At 70.9% G+C, this 26,918-nt stretch carries 22 protein-coding genes; 16 read left to right on the forward strand and 6 right to left on the reverse strand.

Features of this window, described 5'->3' with window-relative positions; translation table 11 throughout:
- Nucleotides 1-19 precede the first annotated feature (19 nt).
- Nucleotides 20-511: a hypothetical protein gene (locus GA0115233_RS08600; protein ID WP_093719523.1), complete on the reverse strand. Its 492-nt coding sequence runs from the start codon at nt 509-511 to the stop codon at nt 20-22.
- 327 nt (nt 512-838) lie between these two features.
- On the opposite strand from GA0115233_RS08600, the gene GA0115233_RS08605 reads away from it, so the two are divergent.
- From GA0115233_RS08605 to GA0115233_RS08660, 13 genes are all read left to right on the forward strand, one after another.
- The gene (locus tag GA0115233_RS08605) at nt 839-1,333 is read left to right on the forward strand and encodes a GntR family transcriptional regulator (protein ID WP_093719524.1); all 495 of its coding nucleotides are present in this window, start codon (nt 839-841) and stop codon (nt 1,331-1,333) included.
- A gap of 498 nt (nt 1,334-1,831) precedes the next feature.
- Nucleotides 1,832-1,951 carry a keywimysin-related RiPP gene (locus tag GA0115233_RS42320; RefSeq protein ID WP_354430648.1) on the forward strand — a complete coding sequence of 40 codons (120 nt, stop codon included), beginning with the start codon at nt 1,832-1,834 and terminating at the stop codon, nt 1,949-1,951.
- Between the two features lie 90 nt (nt 1,952-2,041).
- Nucleotides 2,042-3,772 (forward strand): asparagine synthase-related protein, encoded by a 1,731-nt coding sequence (locus GA0115233_RS08610; RefSeq protein ID WP_176711677.1) that lies wholly within the window; start codon nt 2,042-2,044, stop codon nt 3,770-3,772.
- 22 nt (nt 3,773-3,794) lie between these two features.
- Nucleotides 3,795-4,076 (forward strand): lasso peptide biosynthesis PqqD family chaperone, encoded by a 282-nt coding sequence (locus tag GA0115233_RS08615; protein ID WP_093719526.1) that lies wholly within the window; start codon nt 3,795-3,797, stop codon nt 4,074-4,076.
- Complete coding sequence (locus tag GA0115233_RS08620) at nt 4,073-4,531, forward strand: lasso peptide biosynthesis B2 protein (RefSeq protein ID WP_176711678.1); 459 nt, start codon at nt 4,073-4,075, stop codon at nt 4,529-4,531. The genes GA0115233_RS08615 and GA0115233_RS08620 overlap by 4 nt, the downstream gene beginning before the upstream one ends.
- The gene (locus GA0115233_RS08625) at nt 4,509-6,392 is read left to right on the forward strand and encodes an ABC transporter ATP-binding protein (protein WP_218063424.1); all 1,884 of its coding nucleotides are present in this window, start codon (nt 4,509-4,511) and stop codon (nt 6,390-6,392) included. The genes GA0115233_RS08620 and GA0115233_RS08625 overlap by 23 nt, the downstream gene beginning before the upstream one ends.
- Nucleotides 6,389-6,697: a response regulator transcription factor gene (locus GA0115233_RS08630; RefSeq protein ID WP_255310100.1), complete on the forward strand. Its 309-nt coding sequence runs from the start codon at nt 6,389-6,391 to the stop codon at nt 6,695-6,697. Before GA0115233_RS08625 ends, GA0115233_RS08630 begins: the two co-directional genes overlap by 4 nt.
- 69 nt (nt 6,698-6,766) lie before the next feature.
- Complete coding sequence (locus tag GA0115233_RS08635; protein ID WP_093719527.1) at nt 6,767-6,949, forward strand: FDLD family class I lanthipeptide; 183 nt, start codon at nt 6,767-6,769, stop codon at nt 6,947-6,949.
- Between the two features lie 249 nt (nt 6,950-7,198).
- Nucleotides 7,199-8,542 (forward strand): lanthionine synthetase C family protein, encoded by a 1,344-nt coding sequence (locus GA0115233_RS08640; protein ID WP_093719590.1) that lies wholly within the window; start codon nt 7,199-7,201, stop codon nt 8,540-8,542.
- 5 nt (nt 8,543-8,547) lie between these two features.
- Nucleotides 8,548-11,739, forward strand: coding sequence for a lantibiotic dehydratase (locus tag GA0115233_RS08645; protein WP_093719528.1), 3,192 nt, complete (start codon nt 8,548-8,550; stop codon nt 11,737-11,739).
- A complete protein-coding gene (locus tag GA0115233_RS08650) occupies nt 11,736-13,520 on the forward strand; it encodes an ABC transporter ATP-binding protein (RefSeq protein ID WP_093719529.1) in 1,785 nt (594 codons plus the stop codon). Before GA0115233_RS08645 ends, GA0115233_RS08650 begins: the two co-directional genes overlap by 4 nt.
- Nucleotides 13,521-13,530: 10 nt before the next feature.
- A complete protein-coding gene (locus tag GA0115233_RS08655; RefSeq protein WP_093719530.1) occupies nt 13,531-14,562 on the forward strand; it encodes an LLM class flavin-dependent oxidoreductase in 1,032 nt (343 codons plus the stop codon).
- A 45-nt stretch (nt 14,563-14,607) separates the two neighbouring features.
- The gene (locus GA0115233_RS08660; protein ID WP_093719531.1) at nt 14,608-15,882 is read left to right on the forward strand and encodes an erythromycin esterase family protein; all 1,275 of its coding nucleotides are present in this window, start codon (nt 14,608-14,610) and stop codon (nt 15,880-15,882) included.
- Nucleotides 15,883-15,961: 79 nt separating this feature from the next.
- Here the strand turns inward: GA0115233_RS08660 and GA0115233_RS08665 are convergent, their stop codons facing one another.
- Both GA0115233_RS08665 and GA0115233_RS08670 read right to left on the reverse strand, forming a co-directional pair.
- Nucleotides 15,962-17,002, reverse strand: a complete 1,041-nt coding sequence (locus GA0115233_RS08665; RefSeq protein WP_255310101.1) for a hypothetical protein — start codon at nt 17,000-17,002, stop codon at nt 15,962-15,964.
- A 151-nt stretch (nt 17,003-17,153) separates the two neighbouring features.
- The gene (locus tag GA0115233_RS08670; protein ID WP_093719533.1) at nt 17,154-17,669 is read right to left on the reverse strand and encodes a hypothetical protein; all 516 of its coding nucleotides are present in this window, start codon (nt 17,667-17,669) and stop codon (nt 17,154-17,156) included.
- Between the two features lie 118 nt (nt 17,670-17,787).
- On the opposite strand from GA0115233_RS08670, the gene GA0115233_RS08675 reads away from it, so the two are divergent.
- A complete protein-coding gene (locus GA0115233_RS08675) occupies nt 17,788-17,994 on the forward strand; it encodes a LuxR C-terminal-related transcriptional regulator (RefSeq protein ID WP_093719534.1) in 207 nt (68 codons plus the stop codon).
- 33 nt (nt 17,995-18,027) lie between these two features.
- On the opposite strand, the gene GA0115233_RS08680 is transcribed toward GA0115233_RS08675, so the two are convergent.
- The 3 genes from GA0115233_RS08680 to GA0115233_RS08690 all read right to left on the reverse strand — a co-directional run bounded on the left by GA0115233_RS08680 (nt 18,028) and on the right by GA0115233_RS08690 (nt 24,359).
- Nucleotides 18,028-21,405, reverse strand: a complete 3,378-nt coding sequence (locus tag GA0115233_RS08680; protein WP_176711680.1) for a HelD family protein — start codon at nt 21,403-21,405, stop codon at nt 18,028-18,030.
- A gap of 99 nt (nt 21,406-21,504) precedes the next feature.
- Nucleotides 21,505-21,873: a hypothetical protein gene (locus tag GA0115233_RS08685; RefSeq protein ID WP_093719536.1), complete on the reverse strand. Its 369-nt coding sequence runs from the start codon at nt 21,871-21,873 to the stop codon at nt 21,505-21,507.
- Nucleotides 21,873-24,359 carry an AAA family ATPase gene (locus GA0115233_RS08690; protein ID WP_093719537.1) on the reverse strand — a complete coding sequence of 829 codons (2,487 nt, stop codon included), beginning with the start codon at nt 24,357-24,359 and terminating at the stop codon, nt 21,873-21,875. The genes GA0115233_RS08685 and GA0115233_RS08690 overlap by 1 nt, the downstream gene beginning before the upstream one ends.
- 315 nt (nt 24,360-24,674) lie before the next feature.
- Between GA0115233_RS08690 and GA0115233_RS08695 the strand changes: the two genes are divergently transcribed.
- Both GA0115233_RS08695 and GA0115233_RS41665 read left to right on the forward strand, forming a co-directional pair.
- Entirely contained in the window at nt 24,675-26,501 is a 1,827-nt protein-coding gene (locus GA0115233_RS08695; protein ID WP_255310103.1) for an N-6 DNA methylase, read from the forward strand.
- The gene (locus GA0115233_RS41665; RefSeq protein ID WP_255310104.1) at nt 26,498-26,881 is read left to right on the forward strand and encodes a hypothetical protein; all 384 of its coding nucleotides are present in this window, start codon (nt 26,498-26,500) and stop codon (nt 26,879-26,881) included. Before GA0115233_RS08695 ends, GA0115233_RS41665 begins: the two co-directional genes overlap by 4 nt.
- Nucleotides 26,882-26,918 lie beyond the last annotated feature (37 nt).

The raw sequence follows: 26,918 nt of genomic DNA on the forward strand, positions 1-26,918 counted from the left end.
CTTGGCTCTCCGCGGTGTCCTATCGGCTCGAACGGTGGGGAGGTCGCCCCGGGTCGCGGCGGTTGTCGTCGCCGTCGCCCGTTCCGGGGGCGGCGGTCGACGGGGACATCGCGTTCACCACGGCGAGCAGGGCGTCCAGCCCCGCTTCCGACAGTCCGTCGGCGCGGAAGGCCAGGGTGCGGACCTTGCTGTTCCCCAGAGCCACGGCGAACTCCATCTGGCGTCTCACCCGCTCGGAGACCTCCTCGTCGGTGAAGTAGTCCGGGGTGACCCCGAAATACTCTGCCAGGACCCGAAGATGGTCGCGCGTCACATTCCGCTTCCGGCCCGTCGCCAGTTCCCAGAGATAAGTGGCCGAGAACGTACGCCCCGTGCTCTCGCGGATCTCCTCGACGATCTTGCTGTACGGAGGTCGGTTGCCGCGGTAGTACGCGTTGACGATGTCCTCAAGCCGTCGGGCCAGGGACGACGGACCCGTCGTGTCGCTGTCGGCGCTGCCGCTGCTCGTCAAGTCTCCAACTCCCGGGCGAGATAACGGTTCCTGCCCCCAGCGGACAGAGTGTGGCTTCAACTTAAGCTGCCGACCGCCGTCTTGAACACGTCCGGACAATGTATTCAGGCCAAAGGGACGGCATCAGCGAACGCCAGCGGATCAGTTGACACACTTTCATCCGCTCAGTACGGTCCCGATTGCTTGCGTAATCGCACGGTAGTCCGAACGTCGCGCCGGCTGACCTCCGGCGGACATGGCGGTGCGGTGACCTGCCGCCGATTCTTCGTGGTACATCCGACGCCGCACCGGTGTCGTGAAGGAAGAGCGCAAGGGGGAACAGCAGGAATGACATCCGCACAGCAGCCGGGCGAATGCGACACCGACCCCGCCCGTGCAGACAGCGGTGCCGGACCGGCGCTCTACGCCCGGATAAGGCGGAAGTTGAAGCAGGAAATACTGGCAGGCGTCTACGCCGAGGGAGAGTATCTGCCCTCGGCGGGCGAACTCGGAAAGAAGTACAACGCCAACAAGAATACGGTCCTGCGGGCGCTGCGTATGTTACGTGCCGAAGGGCTGATCGACTTCGGCCGGGGCCGCGGCACGGTCGTGATGCATTCCGCCGGAAAAGCGGACCTCGCCGATATAGCGGAGCAACTCCGGCATGTCGTCAACCGAGCCGATGCCTCGGGGATCTCGCGAGCCGCCGTCGTGGCCGCCGTACAGCGGATTCCCCCGGCGCCCGCCACACGTACCCCGGTGGGCGGCGGACCCGGCACGCCGATTCGACGAAGAACTCTGGCCTACGGCTCGCACGGGCGGCGCGACGGCGGCGCCCTGTGATGTGCGATCGAGGCTTCCCGTGATGTGCGACCGCGGCTTCCCTTGATGTGTGGCGGTGGCTCTCCGTGGTGCGTGACCGCGGCTCTCGGTGATGCGTGACCGCGGCGCCCTGTGCGTGTGCGGCCGCAGCGCCCCGTGATGTACGACGGCGACGCCCCGTGCGTGCGCGACCGCGGCGCCCCGTGCGTGCGCGACGGCGGCACCCCGCGTGCGCGAGACCGCGCCAACTGCGGTGGCGATGAGGCTAATACGCAGAGTCAGGATGATGCCAGGGAAGCCATGGATTCCCGCCTCGTCCCCGATTCGTCCGCGCACGGTCGAAAGACCAGGCCGGCACGGGTTCCGAAGCCCGGTCGGCGCGGATTTTCCCGACGACCACGCAGCGTATCGGGAATGTTCTTTCATTGATCGCCGTCACCGTCTCCGCCTAGATTCACCGGTGAGCGGATGACCAATCGAGTCGCCGCTTCCACTCCTTAAGGAAAGGAGGTGACAAGTATGGGTCGGAAGATCTATGAGGCGCCGGCGATGTTCATTGCCGGTGATTTCCGATTGGACACCGGATTCCTGCGGCGCGGTCCGCATGAGCCCAGGGTCCGTCTGCCGCTTGGAGCCTAGGGAATCTCTGGGAGAATGATGTCGAGCCACGGCGAAAGCTGGTTTTTGGTACTGCCTGATTGCGAAGCCGGCCTCGCCGTGGCCTCGCATGTGGAAACACGACTGAAGCGCACGGCGGACAAACAGGTGCTCCATGCCTCCGGTCGCCCCTTCCTGATCGGCTCCTGGGGCCCCGCCTGCGTCACGACGACCCGGCACGGTCTGCGGATCGCGGTCATCGGGTGCACTTCCACCGATGAGCACGATGTCGCGCAACGCCTCGCCGAGCAGCGTGACATCGAGTCCGCCACCCGCGTCGCCCGCTCGCTGCGCGGCGAGTTCCATCTCGTCGTCGCGTCGGGCGGGCGGTTACGGGTCCGGGGCACCGCATCGGGGATGAGGCGGGTCTTCCACGGCGACGCCGAGGGCACGCCGGTGGCGAGCGACCGCGCGGACGTCGTCGCCCGGCTGCTCGACGCGCCCCTCGACGAGGAACTCCTCGCCGTCCGCCTGCTGGACTCCGTCCCTCATCCGCTTGGCGACGTGCCGCTGTGGCGGGGCGTGCACGCCGTCCCCCCGGGCTTCCAACTGGAGACGGGCCCGAACGGTGTCTCCCGCACACGGTGGTGGCGTCCCCCCGAGCCCCGCCTGGATCTGGAGGCGGGCGCGGCACTGCTGCGGACGGAACTCGACGCGGCGGTACGGGTGCGCACGCGGGCGGCGGCCACCGTCAGCTCCGACCTCTCCGGAGGACTCGACTCCACCGCCGTCTGCGCCCTCGCCGCCGCCGCGGGGGCCACCCCGGTCGCCCTCACCATGTCCAGCCGCGACCCGGGTGACGACGACCTCCACTGGGCGAAGCTGGCGGCGGCCGATCTCGACCACGCGGAGCACGTCGTACTTCCCGTGGACCGTGTCCCGCTCTTCTACAGCGGCCTGCTGGAGGTCACCGGGCCGGTCGACGAACCGGCGCCGACCATCCTCGACCAGCCCCGGCAACTCGCCGGCCACGACGAGATGCTGGCTCGCGGCTCCGCGCTGCACCTCACCGGGATGGGCGGCGACCACGTTCTGTGGGGCCACCCGGCGCACGTACTCGAACGGCTGACCACCGACCCGCTCGGTGCTCTGCGCCATCTCCGCGGCTACCGGGCGCACAACAGATGGTCGCTGCGGGACGCCCTGTCGGTGGTCGCCGACCGCAGGCCGTACGGGCAGTGGCTGGCCGACAGCGCCGACCGGCTCACTGCCGCGCGGGCCGCGCCGCACAGCGCGGACGTCCTCGCCTGGGACGTCCCGCCCCGGATGCCCGGCTGGGCGACACCGGACGCCGTGGCCGCGGTGCGCGACAGGATGCGGCAGGCGGCACAGTCGGCTGTTCCCCTGGGCAGGACCCGCGCCCGGCACAACGAGCTGAACGTCCTGCGCCACGGAACGCGGGTGACGCGCGTCCTGCACCAGGTGGCCGAGCACGGCGGACTGCCCATGGCGAGCCCGTTCTTCGACGACCGCGTCATCGAGGCGTGCTGGTCGGTGCGGGCGGAGGAACGGTCGTCGCCCTGGCAGTACAAGCCACTGCTCAAAGCCGCGCTGCGCGGCGTCGTACCGGCCGCCGTACTCGAACGCGAGACCAAGGGAGAGGCGTCCACCGACGCGGCCAACGGACTGCGGGAGAACCGCGCCCGGATCGCCGAGCTGTGGCACGACTCCCGTCTCGCCCGGCTGGGGCTGGTCGACGCGGACCGGCTCGTCAGAACCACACTGCAGCCTTCCTCGCCGGAACTCCGGTACGCGGGCCTCGATTCGACGCTCGCCTGTGAGATCTGGCTGCGCACCACCTGAGCGCCGTCCCAAGGAGGAACTCATGCGGCTGAGAGCCGACGTGTCACTGGTGAAGACCGACTACGGAAAGATCCTGCTGGACGGGCGCAGCGGAAAGTACTGGGAGCTCAACCCCACGGGCAGCCTGGTGCTGGACGAACTGCTGTCGGGCAAAGACCTCGACGCGGTGATCGCCCGGCTCACCGCCGAGTTCGAGGTCGGACCGGAGCAAGCGCGGTCCGACGCCCAGGCACTCGTCGCGGCGCTGGTCGAGGAAGGGCTGGTCGAGGAAGGGCTGGTCGAGGAGGGGCTGGTCGACCGGTGAGCTTCCAGACCGTACTGCGCCCCCGGTCCGAGGTCCCCCGTCGCGCGCGGCTCGCCGCACGCCTGGCCGTGGCGGTCGCCAAGCCGCTCACCCATCTCCCGCCTCACCGCATCCGCCGGCTGCTGACCGCACTCGCCCGTGGCGCGCGGCCCGCCGGCTTCGACCGGGCGGCGGCCGCGCGGGACGCGGTGACCACCGTCAGCCTGGTGTGCGCCGGACGCGAGGGATGCCTTCAGCGGTCCATCGCGACCGCGCTGCTGTGCCGCGCCCGGGGCAGCTGGCCGACCTGGTGCGTCGGGGTCCGTACGGCCCCGCCGTTCGCCGCGCACGCCTGGGTGGAGGCCGACGGACGCATGGTGGGCGAGGGCGTCCCCGAGGGCTATTTCCGGGTGCTGATCAGCGTGGCACCGCACAACACGAGGAGGGCAACCGATGGCCGGCACGGCCGGGGATGAACGCGACAGCATCCGCGAGGACGAGCGCCTCGGCATCGGCGAGGACGAGCGCCTCGGCGTCCGCGAGGACGAGCGCGCCAGCATCGGCGAAGACGAACGCGACAGCATCGGCGCGGACGAACGCGTCGGCGTCCGCGACCTGTTCGCGCTGCTCCTGCAGCGGCGGACGACCGTCGTCTGGGCGCTCACCCTGACCGTCATCGGCACCGCGCTCGGGCTGCTGCAGCCGCTGATGACGATGCGGCTGATCGACCGGGTGGGGACCGGGCAGTCGCTGCTCTGGCCGGCCCTGCTGCTCGCGGGGCTGTTCGCCGCCCAGGCCTGTATCGAGGGCGTGGGCCAGTTCCTGCTCGACGTGGTCGGCGAGGGCGTCGTACTGCGGCTGCGCAAGAACCTGACCAACCGGTTGCTGCTCGTCCGTATCGACGTCTTCGACCGCCACCGGGTCGGCGATCTGCTCTCCCGTGTGGGAACGGACACGACCGTGCTGCGCGACATGGTGGCGGGCAGCTTCGTCCAGCTCGTCACCGTGACGCTCACCGCCGTCGGGACGGCGGGACTGATGCTGTGGATCGACCCCCTCATGTTCGCCGTCGTCATCGGCACGATCGTCGCCGCGGCGGTCCTCGTCGCCGGTGTCATGACCGGTATCCGCGGGGCCACCGAGCAGTCCCTCACGGACGTCGGCACCATGACGGCCGACCTCGAACAGGCGCTGGGCAACATCCGGACCGTGCGCGCCTGCGGAGCCGAACTCCGTGAGGCCGAGCGCATCGGCGCGGACGCGGAGGCCGCCTGCGCGAGCGGGGTGCGCTCCGCGCGCCTGGGCTCCCTCGTGTCGCCGATGATGGAGGTCGCGGTCAATGGCTCGTTCCTGCTCGTCCTCCTCATCGGCGCGGTACGCGTCTCGAACGGCGACATGACCATCAGCGAGCTGGTCGCCTTCCTGCTCTACGCGACCTATCTGGTGATGCCGCTGGCCGGACTCTTCAGCGCGATCAGCCTCATCCAGCGCGGCCTCGGGTCCCTCAAGCGCATTCAGGAGACCCTGAAGCTGCCCGTCGAGACCACCCCGGACCCCTGCGAGGTCCCGGCCCAAGGGCCCGGCCCGCTGCTCGAACTGAGGGACGTCTCCTTCGCGTACGGGGACCGCCAGGTCCTGAGCGGGGTGTCCCTGCAGATCCCGGAGCGCGGATACCTCGCCATGGTGGGCAGATCCGGCGCAGGCAAGACCACCGTGACCTCCCTCATCGAGCGCTTCCACGACCCGGACGAGGGAACGGTGCTCTTCCGGGGCACCGACCTCGGACGGCTGGAACACCGGGCCTACCGGCGGCACGTGGCACTGGTGGAACAGCACACGCCGCTGCTCTACGGATCACTGCGGCACAACCTCACCTACGCCGCGCCGGACGCGTCCGAGGACGCCATCCGCGACGTGCTCGACACCGTCGACCTCGGCCCGCTCGTACGGCGCCTGCCGGACGGGCTCGACACCGAGGTGGGCGAGCGGGGGCTGCGGCTGTCGGGCGGTGAGCGTCAGCGCGTGGCCATCGCCCGCGCCCTGCTCGCCGAGCCCGATCTGCTGGTGCTCGACGAGCCCACCTCGCACCTCGACACCATCAGCGAGGCCGAACTCGCCGAAGCCCTGCTGAAGGTGTCCGAACGCTGTGCGCTGCTGGTCATCGCCCACCGGCTGTCGACGGTCCGTGCCGCGCCGAGCATCGTCGTCATGGACAGCGGCCGGGTCAGCTCCGTGGGCACCCATGAAGAGCTCCTCGTCCGTGACCGCATGTACGGGCAGTTGGTCGAGAGCCATCTGATCCAGTCGGAGAAGTCCGCGCAGGAGCCGGCGCGGTGACCCCGACCGCCCGCGACCTTCCGGAAGCCCGGCGGCACGAGCCCCACTGGATCGCCGCCCTGCAGCGGCTGGACCGGCTGACTCCGCGGGAGTCGGAGGTCTTCGTCCTGATGGCGGAAGGACTGTCGAACGAGGACATGGCGGACCGGCTCCATTTGACCGAACGGACCGTGCGCGCCCATTTGTCGGCCATTACTGAAAAGCTGGAACTGAATTCGCGTCTGCGTCTCTGCCTGGCGTCGTACGCCTTTCGGAATACTGTCGCCGACGACAATATGTGCCGATGCGGCCGACGAGGAGAATAGGAATCACGCAGAGGCCGTTTCTGCGTGATTCCGCCGCCGGGCGGAATTCATCACCGGAAAGGAAATGACATGGCCGGCAACGAATTCGATCTGGACGTCCGGGTCACCTCGCCGTCCGCGGGCGCCGTGGACCAACCGATGTCCATCTCGTCGCTGCTCACGCGGTCGCTCTGCACCCGCGTGACCTGCCGAGGCACCTGCACCTGTGTCTGCACCACCAACTGCACCGCGGGCTGCGTTCAGCAGCCCTGACGGGACGAAGCCCTGACGGGACGCAGTCCTGACATGACGAAGCCCTGACGGGACGAAGCCCTGACGGGACGAAGCCCTCATGGAACACAGTCCTGACATGACGAAGCCCTGACGGGACGCAGTCCCGAACGGGACCGGGCCCGTCGCACCGAACGGGGCTCACGTTCGACAACGGGTGTTGCCGTGGAAGCAGCACGGCAACACCCGTTTCCGCCACGACGCCGAGCGGCCGCGACACGAGGGATGGACATGCTGGAGAACCGGGAGACGGCCCAGGGGTCGGTTCGGGGCGACGGGGACTCGGACTCACTCACCGAACGCGCACACCGCGCGGTCCGTCTCGTAGCCGAACGGACCGCGACCACCGACCAGGTGGCCGAACTGGCCCTGACCGCCGCGGAACAGGCGGTGCACCCCGTGGGCTGGTACCCGCCGAGCCTCAGTCACGGCCAGGCCGGAACCGCGCTGCTGCACCTGTACGCCGCCCGCGCCGGGCTCGGCGACCGGGAGACCGCCTTCACACACATCCGGGAGGCCGTGCTCAGCACCCGGGTCGTACCGCTGGAGAATCCCGGGATCTTCGGCGGAACCAGTGGACTTGCCCTGGCCCTGGCCGACTGCGCCGCGGACGAACCGCGCTTCCTGCCGAGTCTGCACCGCGTGCACGAGCAGCTCGCCGCCCAGGTCCTCGACACCGACTACCGCGCCGTCGAACGCGTCCTGAGCGACGCCGACTACGACTGGATCGGCGGAGCGGCCGGCGTACTCGCGTACCTAGCCACGGTCGAGGACCCGAGCCCCGCCGTCCGCGAGGCCGTGCGCCGGCTCCTCGACTACCTGGTGTGGCTGAGCGAGCCGGCGCAGGCCGAGCGCACCCCGCGCCGCTGGCTGCTCGTCCCCGACGCCTACCCGCCCGTCGGGGACTACCACGCCAGATATCCCCACGGGTACCTCAACCTGGGCTACTCGCACGGCGTTCCCGGAGTCGCCGCGGCGCTCGCGGCGGCGGTCGCTGCGGGTCACCGGCACCCGGGGCTCGAATCGGCCGTGGCCACGCTCACCTCCTGGATTCTCGGGCACCGGACCGCCGACGAGTTCGGCCCGCTGTGGCACGACGGCGTGCCGGTCGACGAGCACGGCGAAGAGCGGCCCCGGACCCACGGCCACGACCGGATCGCCTGGTGCTACGGCACCGCGGGGGTCGCCTCGGCCCTGCTCGACGTCGCCCGCGCCACGGGTGACAGCGACCTGCTGACCACCGCGGTCACCGCGTTCGAGGCCGTCCTGCGCAGGGCGGAGCAGGCCGGTCCGTTGTCGCCCACCCTGTGTCACGGACAGGCCGGACTGCTGATGATGTGCCGCGCCTTCGCACCCTGGAGCCGCCTGGCGCGGGAACGGACACCGGTCCTGCTCGACCGTCTGCTCGACCACTCCGACGAGGCACGCCCGGCGGTGTTCGCCGATCACGAGGTGCCCGGAAACCTGGTGGACGACCCGGGCCTGCTCACCGGAGCCGCCGGCGTGGCCCTCGCGATCCTCGCGGCCCTGAACGACGACCGTCCGGCCTGGTTCCGGGCCTTCTTCGCAAGGTGATGCGCATGTCCCGGTATGTACCCGCCGACTTCTACCTGCTGCGCGCTCCCGCGCTGCCCGTGCAGACCTATCTCGACTTGATGAGCGACCCGGAGCTGACCACCGACGCCCTGTTACGGCTGGCCCAGGAACCGGAGGTCCGGCGGGCGGTCTTCGTCGCCAGTGAGGGCCTGGCGGAAGGGCTGGCGCACCTGGAGCGGATGTCCCCCAGGAGTGTGGCGCGGCTGCACTCGCGGCTGTGGCGCTATCTCACCCGTATGTCGACCCGGCCCACCCCCTTCGGGGCGTTCTCGGGCGTGGCCGCCGGGACCTTCTCCGGGCGCACCACCGCGCGGCTGGAGAGCCCGGTCATCGGGCGCGGCCGGGTGCGCGCGGACATGGCGTGGATTCTCGCCTGCATCGAGCGTTTGGAGACCGACCCGAAGATCTGGCGGGGGCTCGGGATCGTCCGCAACGCCACCGCCCATGTCTCCGGCGACCGCATGGTCCTGCCGCACGCCGACGTCTACGGCAGGAGCGACCGCAGCTCGGTCCGTGTACGGGCGACTCCCGCCGTCCACACCGTGCTGGACACCGCTGCGACCCCCGTGACGTACCAGGAGATCACCGACGCGCTGTCGGCCGCCTTCCCCGAGGCGTCCGGTGCGGCCAAGGAGAGCCTGGTGCAGCGGCTGTGGGACCTCAACTTCCTCACCAGTGACCTGCGTCCGCCCCAGACGTCGGCCAGGCCCGAGGAGTACCTGCTCGACCGGCTCGCCGAAGTCCCGCGTGCGGCCGACGCAGCCGACGCAGCCGACGTGATCGACGTGGTCGAGCGGCTGCGCGAGGTCGTCGAGCTGATCCGGCACGCGGACGACCCGGCCTCGTTCGCGCAGCTGCGCACGGCCCAGGAAAAGCTCGTACCGGGCTACAGGGGCCAGACCTACCAGCTCGACTCCGCCATCGACCTGCGGTCGGACGAGCTCAACCGGTCCGTCGCCGAGGCGGCGGCCGACACGGTGGACGTCCTCATGCGCCTGAGCGCGGCCACGGTCCCCGGCAACTCCCACCTGAAGCGGTACCGGGAGGACTTCCTGGAACGGTACGGCCAGGGCGTACGCGTCCCCGTCCTGGAACTGCTCAGCCCGGACCAGGGCCTGGACGCCCCCGAGTCCTACACCGAGCCGCCCCGCACGGCCGGCCCGTCCGGCGGCGTCGAGCCCGAGGACAGCTCCGACTACGACCGTGCCGTCGTCGAGTTCGCGCAGTGGGCTTGGCGCGACGGATCCCTCGAAGCGGAACTCACCGACTCCTGGCTCGACCGCCTCGCCCCCGAGGCGTCCCCAGGACCGCTGCTCCCCACGATGGACCTCTACCTGCAGCTTGAGGCCGCCGACCGGCAGGCCGTCGACCGGGGCGAGTGGCGGGCCGTCGTCCGCGCCGACGGCCTCGCCCACGGCGGTCGCACCTTCGGCCGCTTCTTCGACCTGCTCGGCGATGGCCTCGTGGACCGGCTGCGCGAACTCGCCCGCCGGGAGGAACAACTCCAGCCCCACGTGGTCCACGCGGAACTGGCCTATCTCCCCACCTACGGCAGGGCGGGGAACGTCGCCGCGCACCCGGGCCTGCGCGGATACGAGATACCCGTCAACACCGGCCCGTCGGTGCCCGCCGACCGGGTGCTGCCCCTGGACGACATCCTGGTGGGCGCCGACGACCGGCGCTTCCACCTGTGGTCGCGGCGGCTCGACCGCGAGGTCGTCGTGACACAGCACCACATGCTCAGCCCGCTGGCCGCCCCGAACGTCGCCCGCTTCCTGCTGGAGGCATCGCAGGACGGGTATGTGATGCCCGGCGGATTCCACTGGGGTCCCGTCTCCCACGCGGCGTTCCTGCCCCGGGTGACCCGCGGCAAAGTGGTGCTCCGGCCCGCCGAGTGGCGGCTGAACGGCCGTGACCTCAAGGACCCAACGGAACGCGCAGACCGCACAGACCTAACGGACCGCACGGACCGCACGGACCGCACGGACCGCACGGACCCAACGGACCTCAAGGACCTCAAAAACCTCAAGGCCCTCACGGCATGGCGCAAGCGATGGCACGTACCACGCCATGTGTACCTCGTGGAGCATGACAACCGGCTGCTGCTCGACCTCGACCACCCCCGCTGCGTCGCCGAACTGCGGGAGGAGGTCCGCCGCAAGAACGGTGCGGCCGTGCTGCTCCACGAGATGCTGCCTGACTTCGCTCACCACTGGCTGAGCGACGACGCCGGGCGGCGGTACACCGAGGAGATCGTCATCCCCGTGGTGGCCGCCGACCCCGGGACCGTGCACCGTGGCGGGGCCGGACCCCGGATGGAGATCCCGGCACGGCGCTACGTGCCGGGCAGCGAATGGTCGTACATCAAGCTGTACGCCGCCTTCGAACGCCACGACGAGATCATCGCCGGTCCGCTGCGCGAACTCGTCGCGGAACTGCGTACGCAGGACGCCGTGGACCGGTGGTTCTACATCCGGTACGCCGATCCCCGCCCGCATCTGCGCATCCGGGTGCGCAGCGACCGGGCGGGGATGCTCGGGCGCCTCGGCGCCTGGGGCAAGAGCGTGGTGGACAGCGGACTCGCCCAGGACCTCGCCATGGACAGCTACTGTCCCGAGACCCTGCGCTACGGCGGCCCCGACACCTTCGACGCGGTCGAGCGGCTCTTCGAGGCGAACAGCGACGCCACCGCTGAACTGATCGCGCAACGCGCGGAGTTGCCGGAGTTGGCGGACGAGCATGTGGCCATGGCCGCGGTGGACACCCTCTTCCACCAGTGGGGCGTCCCCCTCGCCGATCGCCTGGACCTGCTCCCCGGCCACGGCGACGACGGCGCCACCCGCGACGACTTCCGCAAGCGACGCGACTACCTCTGCGAACTGCTGCTGCCCTGGGACCGGTTCACCCACGACCGGGGCCGCGACCACCGCCTGCGGATCTCGGCGGCCCTCGCGCCCCAGGCTCCGGCCGTCCGCGCCGCGGCCGCGGCGGTCGGCGAGGCCGCCCGGCGCGAGCGTCTCGCGGTGCCGTTCGCCCATGTCCTCGGCAGCCTCGCCCATATGCAGGTCAACCGCCTGCTGTCGGTCGACAGGACCCGGGAGCAGCGCACGTACGGGCTGCTGCGGCACACCCTGCGCGCCCTGCGCGGCCGGCTGGCCGCCGAGGAGGCCAAGTGATCTGGCTCCGTGTGCTGCGGCTGTTCTGGAAGCTGAGCGCCCGGCGGGTCACCGCGTTCGCGGTCGTCTCGGTCCTGTCGGCCGCGATCCCGGGCGTGCAGGTCGCCCTGACGGCGAGCGCGGTGCAGTCCGTCGCGCACGCCGCGGGCGGCAGCGACGGAGCACAGGGCCAGGCCCTGCGGGCCGGCGTCGCCATGCTGCTGATCGCCGTGGCCGGACACACGCTGGACGTGTGGGGACAGTACCTGGACTCGCTGCTGCGCCTGGAACTCACCACCAGGATCGGTGAGATGGTGATGGTCAAGGGCACCCGGCTCGACCTGGAGCAGTACGAGAACGCCGAGTCGTACGACAACCTCCAGCGCGCCTTCCAGGAAAGCAGCGGGGGCCGTATCTACCAGCTGTTCTCGGAACTGCTCACGGTCAGCCGCGAGCTGGTCACCGTGGTCTCGGTGAGCGTCGTGCTGTTCGCCTGGTCGCCCTGGGTGGCCGTGTTCATCCTGGTGTCACCGGTCCCGTCGGTGGTCGCCCACATAATCTACACGCACAAGGCGTACGCCGTCGAATACGGGCGCGCGGCCGATCGCCGCCGGATGTACTACTACCAGTACCTGACCGCGACGGATCACTCGTTCAAGGAAGTGCGCCTGTTCCAGCTCGGACCGCAGTTCGTCGCGCGGTACCGCCGGCTGGCCCGGGAGTTCTTCCGGGTCGACCGGCGGCTGGCACGCAGCCAGTCGGCCATCGTCGGCGCGCTGGGCGCGCTGAGCGTCCTGGCCTCCTCCGGCGCGCTGCTGTGGGCCATCGCCTCGGCCGCGGACGACGGACAGGTGGGCCGACTGGCCGGTTATCTGCAGTCCATGGGGGCCGTCCAGGCGTCGGCGCACGGCATGCTCCTCGGGATCGCCTCGCTCTACAAGGACACGCTCTTCCTCGGGAACCTCTTCGCCTTCCTGGACCTCCCGGAACGTCGGATCACCGGCGGAACGCGCCCGTTCCCGGCGAAGCTGCGCAAGGGCATCGAGTTCCGCGATGTCAGCTTCGTCTACCCCGGCACCGACCGGCTCGTCCTGGACGGTGTCGACTTCCTGCTGCCCGCGGGCGAGTGCGTGGCGCTCGTCGGCCAGAACGGCGCGGGGAAGACAAGCGTCGTCAAACTGCTCACCCGGCTGTACGAGCCGACGGGCGGCCGGATCCTGATCGACGACGTACCGATCGAGGAGTACGACCTCGACGACCTGCATCGTCATATCGGCGTCATCTTCCAGGACTTCATCCGCTACGAGATGTCCGTCCGCGACAACATCGGCTTCGGCCGGGTCGAGGCGATGGACGACGACGAGCGCCTGCGGGCCGCCGCGACGGCCGGCGGAGCCGACACCATCGTGGCGGACCTCCCCGACCGCTACGACACCATGCTCGGCAGGCACTTCGAGGAAGGCCGGCAACTGTCGGGCGGCCAGTGGCAGAAGGTGGCCCTGAGCCGGGCCTTCATGAGGAAGGCCCCGGTGGTCGTGCTCGACGAACCCACGTCGGCGATCGACGCCGAGGCCGAGGCCGAGATCTTCGGCCGGCTCCGTGACATCGCGGGCGAGGCCACCTCCCTGATCATCGCCCACCGCTTCTCCACGGTACGCATCGCCGACCGGATCGTGGTCCTGGACCGGGGCAGGGTCATCGAGGAGGGCACCCACGACGACCTGCTCGGCGCCGACGGCGTATACGCCCATCTGTTCAATCTGCAGGCAGCGGGATATCTCGGCGAACCCGCCTCTCAGTGAAGGCCAGTTCATGGAAACGTCGGTCATCTTCCCCGTCATGCCCAAGGACCCCACGGACGCGGTTCCGTTCGCGGAACTCGTCGCGGGAGGGGACTTCGCGCGGCTGTGGCAGGGCCAGTCCCTCGCCATCGAATCCCATCAGATGTTCGCCTACCTCGCGGGCATGGGATTCCGGTTCCCGGTCGGTACTTCCGTGACCCTGATGCCGCTGCGCCACCCGATGGAGGCGGCGGCACACGCCCGCTCCCTCGCCCGTCTGACCGGCAGGCGGATGACGCTCGGAATCGGACCCGGATCACCCGACTTCGTGGCAGGTCTGCGCGGTGAGCCCTACGAGAGCCCGAGAGCCGCGTGCGCCGACTATCTGCGGCAACTGCGCGGATTTCTCGGTGGGCGGAGGACGGACGGTGAGCGGAGAGCGGACGATGAGCGCCGGGCGGACGGTGAGCGTCGCGAGGAAGTGTCCGGGCACGGCAGCCGACAATCCGGGCTGCCCGATCTCGGCCATCCCGGTGTGGAGATCGGCCTGGGAGTCCTGCGCCCGGCGCTCGCCCGGGTGGCCGGTGAGCTGGCCGACGCGGCGATCACCTGGATGACACCGCCCGCGTATCTCGCGCGAGACGTCGTGCCGGCGCTGCACCGGGGTGCCCGAGCGGCGGGCCGCCCCGTGCCGCGCCTGGTCACCGTCGTCCATGTCGCCGTCGCGCGCGGGGGGCGTGATCCGCGCCAGCTCGCCTTCACGGCCGCCCGCGCACACCTCGGCGCACCGCACTACACGGACATGCTGAAACGCGCGGGGCTGCGGGTGCACCCGTCACAGCCCTATCTCAACGCGCGCGCCCTGGTCGACTCGGGAACATTCGTCTACGGAACCGCGCGGGAAGTGGCCGCCGCACTGAGCGAATACGGCCGCGCCGGCGTGGACGAGGTGGTCCTCAACCCGGCGGGTGTGGGTCTGGCACACGGCTGGAATGCCGCTGTGGAGGACCTCGCGGAACTCTCGGCGGAAATCAGCCTCGCGCAAACGGACTTGATCGCGTGAAAGCTAGGCTCGCCGTGCCGAGAGCCGACGCGGAAGGAACGAACGATGACCGAGGAAGTGCAGCAGTGGCTGAAGGGGAACGCACTGCCGTTGCGGGACCTGCACGCCGAGGCATCAAAGCCGGATCACGGCGACCTGGAGCCGTTGCGAAAGACCTTGAACGACGTACGAGTTCTGGGGATGGGTGAGGCGACGCACGGGACCGCGGAATTCTTCCGGCTCAAGCATCGATTACTGCGGTTCCTCGTCGAGGAAATGGGGTGCACCGCCCTGGCGTTGGAGGCCAGCGCCTCGGCCGCGCGGGCCGTCGACGACTACGTCCTGCACGGCACCGGTGACGCCGCCGGCGCACTCGCCGGCCTGGGCTTCTGGACCTGGCGGACCCGCGAGATGCTCGATGTCGTCGAGTGGATGCGGGAGCACAACCGGACCGTTCCGGGCGAGCGCGCCGTGCGTTTCGTCGGCATCGACCCACAGCGCTGCGGTGCCTCCCTGACCGCCCTCGACGCCGCACTGCGCACACTGGCGCCGGAACGGGCGGACCTCACCGGCAGCCTCACCGGCGGTCTCCTCGGCACCCTGGCCGACGCCAAGCCGGGCTCCCTCACCGTCCAGGGACGGCAGATCCTCGCCGAGGCGCGCGAACTCGTGCGCTTCCTCGAAGAGGGCGGGGCCGGACTCGCCGTACGCGCCGGAGCCGAAGCGGTCGACGACGCGCTCGCCCACGCACGCAGGATCGTGGCAGCGGCCGACGTGGCCTCGCGGCCGCTGCGCGGTGACGGCGACGGCGACGGCGAGGAACCGGGCGCGCTGGCGGTCCGGGACCGGTACATGGCGCAGGAAGTGATCTCCCTGGAGGAGCGGTCGCCCGGCAGGGTGGCCGTATGGGCCCACAACGGCCATGTCACGGCCGGTTGCTACGCGGGAGACGTACCCGCGATGGGGCAGCACCTCAGAAGCCACTACGGGGAGCGCTACTACGCCCTCGGTCTGCTCTTCGGCGAGGGCGCCTTCCGCGCCCGCCCGGGTAACTCCGCGACGCGCACGCCCAGGAAACACAGCATCGGTTCGGCGGGCCCGCGGTCGGTCGAGGGCAGGCTCGCCTCGGTCACACCGGAGGATCACATCTTCGACCTGCGCGGCGGCCGGGCACGTCCCGCCGTCGCCGAGTGGCTGGAGGACCGCCAGTTCGTACGGTCCTTCGGCGCCTCGGTGCCGCGCGTGACCTACCGCTTCCACCTGACTCCGACGGTCCTCGCCCGGGAGTACGACGGGCTGGGGTACGTAGCCCGCTCGACGCCTTCGACACCGCTGCGCTGAGACGTCGGCACCCGACGCGCGTTCACGACCAGCGAGGTGACAGAGGCGGAGCGCGCGATCGGCAGTGCAGCGGAACCGCTCAGCCTTCCCAGTCCTCGTCCTCGCCGTCGTACGTGTCACTCCAGCCCTCGACGTCCGCCAGTGCGCTGCGTGCCAGCTCGGCGTAGTGCGCCGGGCACTCCCGCAGCTCGCGGGCCGAGAGTTCGGCGGGTACGGGGGTGTCCGGGTGTTCCCCGGGCGCGTACAGGTGGACCACCGCGCGGTACCGGGACTCCGTGGCGGTCCCGGCGGCGGACCAGGGGTGACGGGAGTGCTCGCAGGAGACGTCCAGGTCAACGGTGTCGAGGGCCGCGGTCAGATCGCGGGTGTACGAGGGCGGCAGCGGCGCGTGCGTCTGGTCGATGCCCATCCACATGCACAGGAACAGGCCGAGCCGTTCCTCGTCCCGCACCTGCCCGGACAGCCAGCGGCGGGCGGACCACAAGGCGACTGGGCCGGTGTTGTGCTCCCAGGTACGCCGGATCGACTCCTGCATGGCGACGACGTCGATGCCGCCGCCGTCGCGGATGAACTGCGCGTCGAGGTGGGAGACGTCGATGTGACCGAAGACCTCCTCGTGCGCCTCGCGTATGTAGTCGGCGGCCTGGTCGGCGAGGCCGGCGAGGAACCCGTCGCAGTCGAACGCGGCCAGTCCCTCGTCATGGAGACCGTACTCCTCGGCGAATACGGCGCGGCCGGCCTCGGTCAGCATGCTCACCCCTGCCTCGGCACCGTACTCCGAGTCCAGGTCCTCAGGGTGGGCTCCGGCCGGGCAGACACAGGACGCCGGGTCGAGCGTGGCGCGGAACCCGTCCAGGGCCTCCGTGTACGTCTCGAACAGCGACTTGCTGAAGACGCGTGCCGAGACGTACGCGCAGGTGGCATACAACAGGATCGTGTACCCGGTCAGCTCCCGGCGTCCTTCCGGGGTCCCGACGCGGTCGAGCGCGTCCGTCGCGTCACCGGCCAGGACGGAGAGGGTCAGTTCCGGGTCCCCATTGGGGTAGTCGTTGATGATCCCGCAAAGGTCGGAGATCAGTTGGCTGTGGTCGGCGGGCAGGGTGGGCGTCACATCAGTCACATCCGTAACCAACGCGGGGGTGTACGGGCCGGTTCCCCCGCGTGGCGGCCCCCTTTCCGGTGGAGATCGACCGCTGACAGGTCTGCCCCATGCGCCGGGTCAGGCGGCTCACGGGGCGGCTCTGACCAGGGGGACTGCACCGCGCAGCACGTCAAGGCGCGGGCCGATACCCCGCACCAGGGCGCTGCCTCTTCGCCCTCGCCACTGCTTGATGCAGCAATTCCTTGAACCGGCCGCCGGCTTCGTCCGCCCCGAGCCCCACGTACAGCGACGCTGTTTCGGACATCCCCGACCAACGGCCCAGCACTGTTACGCCGCCGTCCACGACGCCGTACTGATCAGCGTCGGTGACTGTCACGTCGGCCAACTCCACGGCGTGGGCTGTAGTCGTCCCACTGCGCAGATCGGTCACAGCGATCAGCAGATGACGGGGTAGCAGCACGCCGGCGGACAACGTCTGATGTCGCAGTCCACGGCCCATCACATGCGTCAGGAGACCGGGGCGACGGCGGGGGACGCTGTGGGTCTCCACACAGGCGATCAATGTCTCCAGTGCCTCATCCAAGTGCTCGACCTCGGCCGCAGCCAGCACCGCCGCGCGCAGCCGGGAATCAAGCGCCTCGATCGAGCACAGCCGGCTTGTACGGCGGTACAACTCATAAGGCATGAGCTGACCGTAACCCTGAAAGGCTCGTCACAAGTACACAAGCAGTCGGTCGCGCTGCCCTGCGCCTCACGCCGAGCAGTCCGGTTATCCGAGAATGTCGTAGTCCGCCCTCCCCGAACTGACCCCCGCGGAACGGGAAGTGGTGAACCTCGCCGCCACCCCGGACGAACCTTCCAACCAGGACATCGCCACCGTCCTGCACATCACGAAGAAGACCGTGGCCAATCGCATCCTGCAAGCGGAGGAGCAACTCATGGCCACGGACCGCAAGGACCTCATCGCCATGGCAGGCGCCGCCGGATTGGGCACCGAGGCCGAGCACTGAAGCACGGAAGAAGCGCGCTTCTGTGGAAGGCAGTCACGCCTGTCCGGAGCCCAGGGCCGTTTTCGCGTCGTGGCCGCCCCAGCTGTCGGGGGTGCGCCACAGGACCTGTACCCCGAAGGCACCGAACACGGTGTCGGCCGACCAGTCCTCGGTGGGCGGTTCGGAGAGGACCAGGTAGAGGCGGTCGGCGGGAGTGGGCAGGGTGTGGTTGATCTCCAGGAGGCGGGTGGCTCCCTCGCGGAGGTCGGCGTAAGTGGAGCGGCCGGCGCCGAGGACCTCGTAGAGGAAGTGACCGTCGGCTGCGGTTCGGCTGACGTCGATGATCGGGGAGTCGGTGGGCTGCAGGTCCTCCCAGAGCAGGGCGGCCTTGAGAGCATGCCGCACCGCTTCGTGCTTTCTGCACGTGCGGTCGGCGGTCGCCGCGCTCTCCAGCGAGTGCAGCAGACCCTGCGTCGGCGCGGGGGTGACGGGCAGGGCTTCGGCAGGGGTCACGGGTTCGGATTCCTTCTGCTGGGGCTGATGGTCGGGCGTGGCGGGTGCGGGGTCGGGTTCGGGTTCCGGGTCGCCCGTGGGGAGTCGGTGCTGGAGTGTTTCCCGCGCTTCACGCAGGGCCTCGGGCCAGCCCGTCCGCGCCAGTTCCGTCCGGAGGCGGTTTGCGTCCAGGTTGCCGTCCTTGAGCGTGCGGTTGGTGTGGGCCGCCAGGTCGCGCAGGAGGGTGAGGCGGTGTTTGTCCGGGGAGCCGAGTACGCGGCGTACGTCCACCCAGTCCGCCTGGTCGCGGCGGAGGACGCGGTTGGCCATGCCCTTGAGTTCGGACAGGCGGTCACGTGCTTTGTCCGGAACGGTTCCGTCAGCGTTGGTCAGTTCGTCGAGGACGCTGAGGGCCGCCAGGTAGCGTTCCGCCATTCTCGGCGAGATGGGCTGGCGGCCGCGCTGGTCCGCGGTGAGCAGGCAGTGGTTCGTCTCGTTGGCGAACACCCAGCAGTCCAGTTCGTCGCCCGGGCGCGGGGGCACCGAGCCGTGGCGGACGGTCAGGAGCAGGGGGACGTCGATCCTTGGAGACAGGGCCTTGGCCTTGTAGCGGCCACCGGGTGCGCGGTCCGTCACCCGGACTCGTACGTCGGTGCCGATATCGGGGATGTCGCCGTCCGCCATGCCCGGTTCGCCTTCGGTGGGTGCTGGTTCGGTGCCGCCGTCGTCGGTGTTCGTGAGTGCCTCCGGGAGCGGGGAGGTGTGCAGGACGGTCAGGCTTTGCGTGCTGCGGGTGAGCGCTACGTACAGCTGACGCAGTCCGGCCGGGCCCCGGTCGGCGATGGTGGCGGGTTCGACGACGAGGACGTGGTCGTACTCCATGCCCTTGGCCTGGGCGGCGGCCAGTACGGACACCGCCTCGCGCTCCTGCTCGGTGATGCCGTCGGCCAGGTCCAGGTGGTGACTGATCTCGTCGATCCAGCCGGAGTCGTCGGGGACGACGACCGCCACGGAGCGCAGGGTCTGTCCGTCGCTGGTGCCGATGAGGCGGGTGGCTTCCGCCACGGTGTCGTCGAGGAGCTTCCACGGCTCCGTCGCGACCGTCCGTACGGCGTCCTCGCCCACCGCGCGCACGGCCTGCGGGTAGGGCAGCGTGGGGGCGACGGTACGGGCCAAGGGGGCGACGAACTCCATGATTTCGGCGGGCACGCGGTAACTGGTGTTCAGTTCGGCCACGCGCCAGTCGCCGTGGTCGGACAGGAGGGTGCCGAGGCGGTCCCAGTCGGTGTGGGTGTGGGGGCCGGTGGCCTGGGCGAGGTCGCCGAGGACGGTCATGGAGCCCTGCGCGGCGCAGCGCCTGCGCAGGGAGCGGGCCTGCATGGGGGTGAGGTCCTGCGCCTCGTCGATCACGATGTGCCCGTACCGCTGCGGGGTCTCCCCCGTGATGAGGTAGCGCAGTTCTTCGAGGCAGACCCGGTCGTCGAGCGTCCAGGGATCGGCGTCGGCCGTGTCGGCCCGAGGGCGGCGCAGCGCGGCCTGTTCCGAGGCGTCGAGGATGCCTTCGGCGCAGGTGCGCAGGAGGTCTTCGGAGTCGTAGAGAGTGCGGAGGGCTTCCCGGGCGCCGGGGGAGGGCCAGACGCGTTCGATGAGGCGTTCGACCTGACGGTTGCGTTCCAGGTCGCGGCGGATCGTGGCATCGCGGCTGCGGCGCGGGGCGACGGTGACGAGTTCCCGCAGCAGGCGGTCGACGAGCAGTCCGCGGAAGCGGTCGCGGCGCTCACGGTAGGAGCCGTCGCCCCGGCGCACGTCTTCGAGGAGCGACAGCATGTCGGCGCGCGGGACGCGCAGGGTCGTGCTGCCGACGGTGACGGTGAGCTCGGGCTCGGCCCCTTCGTAGGTGGCGGTGGTGGTGAAGTCGTCGACTGCCTCGGGGCGGCACTCGATCTCGACGCGCCGCCGCAGTACGGCCGCCATGCGTTCGTCGGACTTCACCCTGCGCGCCGCGGGGGTGTCGGTGCCGAGGATGTCGCCGTCCCACAGGCGTGTCACCTGCACGGCGTTGACGTTCCGGGTGCCGAGTGTGGGCAGCACCTGGCTGACGTACTCCAGGAACCGCTGATGAGGGCCGACGACGAGGATGTCCTGGGCTTTGAAGTGCTCGTTGTTGACGAGCCAGGTCACGCGGTGCAGGCCGACCGCCGACTTGCCGGTGCCCGGGCCGCCCTGGATGACGAGGATGTCGGAGGGCGAGCCGGTGACCAGGGCCATCTGGTCGCGGCGGATGGTCTCGACGATGTCCCGCATGGTGCCGCGGCGGGAGCGCTGCAGCTCGCGCAGGAGGAAGTCGTCGGGCTGCGGCGGCTTCTGGCGCTGGAGGCGGGCGATGTCGGCGGGCGTGGGGACGGGCCGGCTCGGTGCTCCCTCCTGCTGCGTGACGGCGGGGGCCGGTTCCGCGGGACGGGCGTCGTCCGCCGCCGGTCGTGGCTGTGGTACGGGGGCGGCCGTGATCTCGTCGAAGTAGTCCTCGACGACCCGCTGCGCACAGCGCAGTTGCCGCCGCAGAAGCACCTCGCCCGGGGAGTCCGGCAGCGCGTCGAGCCATTTCCGCGCAAGCGGGTTGGTCCACTCCACGACGACGGTGTCGCGGGTCCGAACGTCGGAAACGGGGCGCCGGCCGATGTACCAGGTCTCGGGTTCCCCGCCTGGGCCGTCCCGCACGTCCACGCGGCTGATGACCAGCGACTCGTTGCCGAGTCCGCCGTATGCCGCGGCCCGCTCCTCGGCCTCGATCCGGTTGGCGACGCTGTCCTTGCCGCTGGCGGAGGCCATGGCGACCGAGCCTCCGGTCATCTCGTCCAGCCGCGCGGCATAGCAGTCGTAGGCGTGGTCCACCGCCTTCTGCTCGGCGGCGATGATCTCGTCGCGCGTGGTGGCGCCCATGTACATGTCCCCTCCCCTTGCAGCAGCCCGAAGGACACTGCGACGGGCATACGCCCGACCCGTCGAAATAACTATCAGAGACCTGTTGGTGACAAACAGTCAGCTGGTCAGCGTCCCGACCAGCTCGCCGACTTCCGTCCGCCAGGCGCGGACCTGGTCGTGCGTGGGGCCGATCTCGTACTGGTGGTAGTGGCATCCCAGGCAGAGGTGCGACCAGACCGCGTGCGTGCGGCGAGCGGTCTCCGCCGCGGTGTAGCAGTGCAGGCACAGCAGCTTGGCCCGCATCGTGGTGCCGGCGAGCCCCGGCACCGCGGCGTCGAGCACGCGGTCGACGGAGAGTTCCAGGGCGAGCCGCAGGGCGAGGGAGGCGCCACGGTGCCGTCCAGCGGCCGTGGCGGCCGTGCGGGCGGCGAGCAGCTGATCCGCCGTCAGCAGCAGCTCCTCGACCGAGGCGGTGGGAGTACTCATCACGCGCTCACCCCCGGCTTGCGCACCTTCTGCGCCATGGTCTCGATGTCGCCCACGAAGCGGTGGGGGTCGGCGATCTGCGCTCCCTCGGGGTGGGCGCCCTTCTGGCACGCCTTGAGGAGTTCCACCGCCCGCGGTCCGCACAGGGTGAGCAGTTCCCGGTAGACGTCGCCGGTCCGGTCGACGTCGCCGAACAGGGCCAGTGCCGCGACCTTCATGAGCTTGTCGGCGCTGCCGACCGCGGCCTGCAGCTCGTCCTCGGGCGCGCCGGAGCGGTGATGCCGGATCCAGGCGGCTTCGAGGAAGGCGTTCTCCAGGGCGATACGGCACAGGCTGGGCAGCACGTGGTTCCGTGCCGCCGACGGCAGGTCACCGGTACTGGCCAGGGCCCGCGCGTCGTCGAGTGCCTGCCGTACCGGGTCCGTCACCAGCCTGACCGACACCTTGGACGACTTGGCCCGCTCGACCTCGAACACCGTCACGGGCAGTTCCTGGCTGGTGAACGCCCGCTGGAGACGGGTGTCGTGGGTGAACACGACGACCTGCCGGTGCTCGCCGAGCTTGTGCAGGACCTGGGCGAGGCCGTTGACCTTGGCGGGGTCCATGGACTGCACGGGGTCGTCGATGACGATGAAGCCGAACGGGCTGTCGGCGGTGGCGGCCCGGGGCAGGAACAGGGACAGCGCGAGGGAGTGCTGCTCGCCCTGGCTCATGACGCCGAGGGCCGAGGCCTCCTGGCCGTCCACGGTGACGTCCATGACGAGCTTGCGGACGGTGGCCTTCTCACTGCCCTTCAGGCTCACGGCCTTCAGATCGATGTTGCTCTCCTGGCGCAGCCGCTCCCAGATGCGCTGCGACTGGTCGGCGAAGCCCTCCATCCGCTGTTCCCGCAGCTCGGCGGCGAGCGCCTTGATCCAGGTGCTCGCCTTCCTGAGGTCCCGCAGCCGGGGCTTGTTCGCCTCCGCGGCGCGGGCCCGCTCCGCCCAGGCCGCGAGGCGGGTGACGAGCCCGCGCCAGCGTTCGTCCCGGTTCTCCAGTTCCCTGACGGCGTTCTCCTTGACCGCGGCGCAGGCGTCGGCCAGGGTCACGGCGGCCTCGCGGGCGCGCCGGGCCAGCTCGGCGGGATCGCTGATCGTCCGGCAGTCGGTCCAGGCCCGCCACGGATCGGCCAGGGCGGCGGGGATCTGCCGGGGCGTGTGGACGAGGTCCTGCACGGCCCTTACCGCCGACCGGAGTTCGCCGCGCGCGTGCGCCGCCGCCTCCGCCTCCTGCCGCAGCGCGGCGATCTGGGCGACGGCGTCCGCCGCCCATGCCACGTCCAGCATCCCGTCGGTCCCGCACACGGGGCAGGTGGCGGCATCGGGGTGCCGGTCGTGGTGCGCCACGGCCCGTTCGAGGAGTTCCGCACGCCGCAGGGCGTCGTCGGCACCCGTGCCGCGCAGGTCCTCGACGTCGGCGTGAGCGTTGCGCAGGCGCTCCAGAGCCGCGTGGACCCGCTCCAGTTCGGGTCCCTCGGCCTCCGCTTCGGCGCGCAGCCGGGCCAGCAGGCCGTCGTCCCCTTCGGCGGGCAGACCGGCGACGAGGGCTTCCACGGTGGCGAAGTCGGGCGTGCCCGCCGTGTCCACGGCGAGGAGTGCCCGCACCGCCCGCTCGTCGTCCTCCAGTTCATAGAGCGCCTCCTTGAGGCCCGGCAGCTCCGCCTTCACCGCCTTCTCCGCGTCTTCGAGCGCCTTGGCCTGCTGGCGGAGCCGGCCGTCGGCGGCGTTGAGCTGCCCCAGGCCGAGGATGGTGGCGATGGCGTCGTACATCTCGGACGGCTTGCCGCTGATCATGCGGTCGAGGTCGACGTACGACAGGAAGGGCCGGAAGTCCCGCAGGGCCTGCGTCCAGTCCGCCTGGTCGAGAGGGGCGCGGCCGTGCCCGGGGCGCTTGAGCTCGGCCCGCGAGGCGTCGAAGTCGTCGCCGTCCCAGGTGCGGGTGAGGGTGCTGCGGCCGGTGTCGCCCTCGATGGCGAGCTTGACCTCGATCTCCGGCCTGCCGTCGGTGTCGTGGAGGTTGCGCCAGTTGCTGCCGCGCGACGCGTGCTGCCCCTGCCAGCGCAGGTTCACGCCGGTGAAGGCCGTCTCGATGCCCTCGGCGATGCTGGACTTGCCGGAGCCGTTGCGGCCCACGACCAGGTTCACGCCGGGTCTGGGGCTGAGCCTGAGCCAGGCGCGCTGTCCGATGCCACGGAACCGGGTGACGGCGACGGATTCGAGGTAGATCCGGCCGACGGGGGAGATTCCGCGGGGCTCGCCGTCGCCCAGAGCCTCCCTCAGGAGCACCTTCACGGGCTCGGCGAGGGCGGCCTCCGCCAGGCGGGCCTCCACCAGAGCGGCCACGGGCACGGGCTGGTGGTCGGACGGGGCCGGGCGAGCAGGATCGGTGGGGCCGGTGTGGCCAGTGGAGTGGTGTGCGTTCTGCCGGGGCTGTTCCGTCACGGTCATGCGGGTTCCTCCCCTGGGTGCGGTGGATGGCGACAGCGGCGCGCAAAACACGCGGGACGGACGCGGAGTGGACCCGGCCCCCGAGGTATGGCGTTGCGACGAAAAGGGACCGGGAGAGATCGGACACATGGCGCGGTACGGCGCCACCACGCGTCACGGCGCGGATAGCGGAGTACCGTCATGCTTCCATCCGGAAGCGATGCCAGGTAAACATACCCCTGAAAGCACTGTCAAACACACTGATGCACTTGACGACTGTTGTAACGTGTTAACCGTCCCTGTCCGCCAGGCCCGAGAGGTGCGGAACTCCACGCCATGCCCCAGCAGCCACCACCCCGATCGGCGCCCTCGGCACATGTGACGGCCGCCGAGATCTCCCGTATCGCGGGGGTCACCCGCGCCACCGTCAGCAACTGGCGCCGCCGCCACGACGACTTCCCGGCACCCAGCGCGGGCACGGAATCCAGCCCGCTCTACGACCTGTCGGCCGTCCAGGCCTGGCTGCGCGGGCGCGGCCACACCTCCGCCGTCTCACCCACCGAGGAACTCCGGACGGCGCTACGGCTGCTGGGACCCGGCTCGGGCGTGGCCGCGCGCCTCTTCCCCCTGGTCGCTGCCGCGTCCCGCCGCACGCCGGAGGAACTGGCCGAACTCGCCGCCCTGCCCGACGACCAGCTGATCGCCCGCGCGGACAAGACCGCGCAAGAGCTACCGGCCTCCGTGCCGCAGGCCGAGCCGGTCCGCTACGGCCCGGACGACTCGGGCGCGGTCCGCGCCCTGCTGGGCTGCGTCCGTGAGGCGGGGTCCCAGGCCGCCCTCGACGTCCTCGCCGAGCGGGAGTTGGACGAGAGCGCCGCCAGCGGCGTCTACCAGACCCCGGAGGGTCTGGCCCGGCTCATGGCACGGCTCCTGCCCGAGGGTGCGTCCCGCGTCCTCGACCCCGCCTGCGGCAGCGGAACTCTCCTCGCCGCCGCCGCGCGGCAGGGCGCGCGCGAACTGTTCGGGCAGGACTCGCTCCCCGTCCAGGGCCAGCGCACCGCGGTACGGCTGCTGATCGCCGCACCCGAGGCCGAGACCTCGATCCGCGTCGGCGACAGCCTGCGCGCCGACGCCTTCCCCGACCTCACCGTGGACGCGGTCCTGTGCAACCCGCCGTTCGGCGACCGCGACTGGGGGCACGACGAACTGGCCTACGACCCGAGGTGGGCGTACGGGGTTCCGCCGCGCTTCGAATCCGAACTCGCCTGGGTGCAGCACGCCCTCGCGCACCTGGAGCCCGGCGGCCACGCGGTCATGCTGCTGCCGCCCGCGCTCGCCTTCCGCGCCTCCGGCCGCCGCATCCGCGCGGAACTCATCCGCAGTGGGGCGCTGCGCGCCGTCGTCTCCCTTCCGGCGCGTGCCGCGTATCCGCTCCACATCGGCCTGCAGATCTGGGTGTTCCAACGCCCCGAGCCGGGCGGCCCGGACCGTACGACGGTGCTCTTCGTCGACGGGGAGGGCGAACAGCGGGCCGCCGCGGGCACACTGCCCGCCACAGCCACGGCAGGTACCGGCACCCGTGGCGGCTCACGCTCCCGCCGCCCCGGTGCCCCCTTCGACTGGGCGGAGCTGACCGACCGGGTCCTCGGCCAGTGGGCCGCGTTCACCGCTGACCCCGACTCCTACACCGACGAGCCCGGCGTCGCCCGCGCGGTGCCGCTCGTCGACCTCCTCGACGACGTCGTCGACATCACCCCGGCCCGTCAGGTCCGGGTAGCCGCCGACATCGACCCCGCCGCCCTGGCGCGCCGCGCCCAGGACCTGCGCGGCCGACTGACCGAGGCGGTCGCGGCCCTGGCAGCCGCCGTCGAGTCCGGCGAGTGGCGGCCGTCCGGGGAATCGGCCCGCGAGTGGCGTACGGCGACCGTCGCCGACCTGGCGCGCGGCGGGGCCCTGACCGTATTGCGGGCGGCCCCGTCGGGCACGCGCGGCTCCAAGGACGGATCTGCCGCGACCGCGGACAGACCGGTCCTCACCAGCGGCGACATCGCCGCCGGAAACCCCCGTCCAGCGGGGGCGTTGACATCGACACCGATACCGCGCACCCCGTCGCCGCCGGGGACGTCCTCGTACGAGCCATCGGCGGCGGCTCGGCCACGATGACCCGGGTCGCGGACGACCAGGACGCCGGAGCCCTGCTCGGTCCGCACGTGCACCTCCTACGCCCCGACCCGGCCCGCCTCGACCCTTGGTTCCTGGCCGGGTTCCTGGGCGCCGAGGACAACATCGCCTCCGCGTCCACCGGCTCCACCCACGTGCAGGTCACACCGGGCCGGCTGCGCGTACCGCTGCTGCCTCTGGAGGACCAGCGGCGGTACGGGGAGGCCTTCCGGCGCGTGTACGAACTGCGCGCGGCCGTCCGCCGAACCGCCGACCTCGCCGCCGACACCGCGGCCACCCTGACGACCGGCCTCACCGCTGGCGTACTCCTGCCGCCGGACGCCCCGGACAGCCGGGGCGCTTCGGACGGCCGTTCCGTCTGAAACGCCCCACACGTCCCACCGCATACGACCAAACTGG

This window comes from Streptomyces sp. DI166, from assembly GCF_900091315.1.
Classification (GTDB): domain Bacteria; phylum Actinomycetota; class Actinomycetes; order Streptomycetales; family Streptomycetaceae; genus Streptomyces; species Streptomyces fuscus.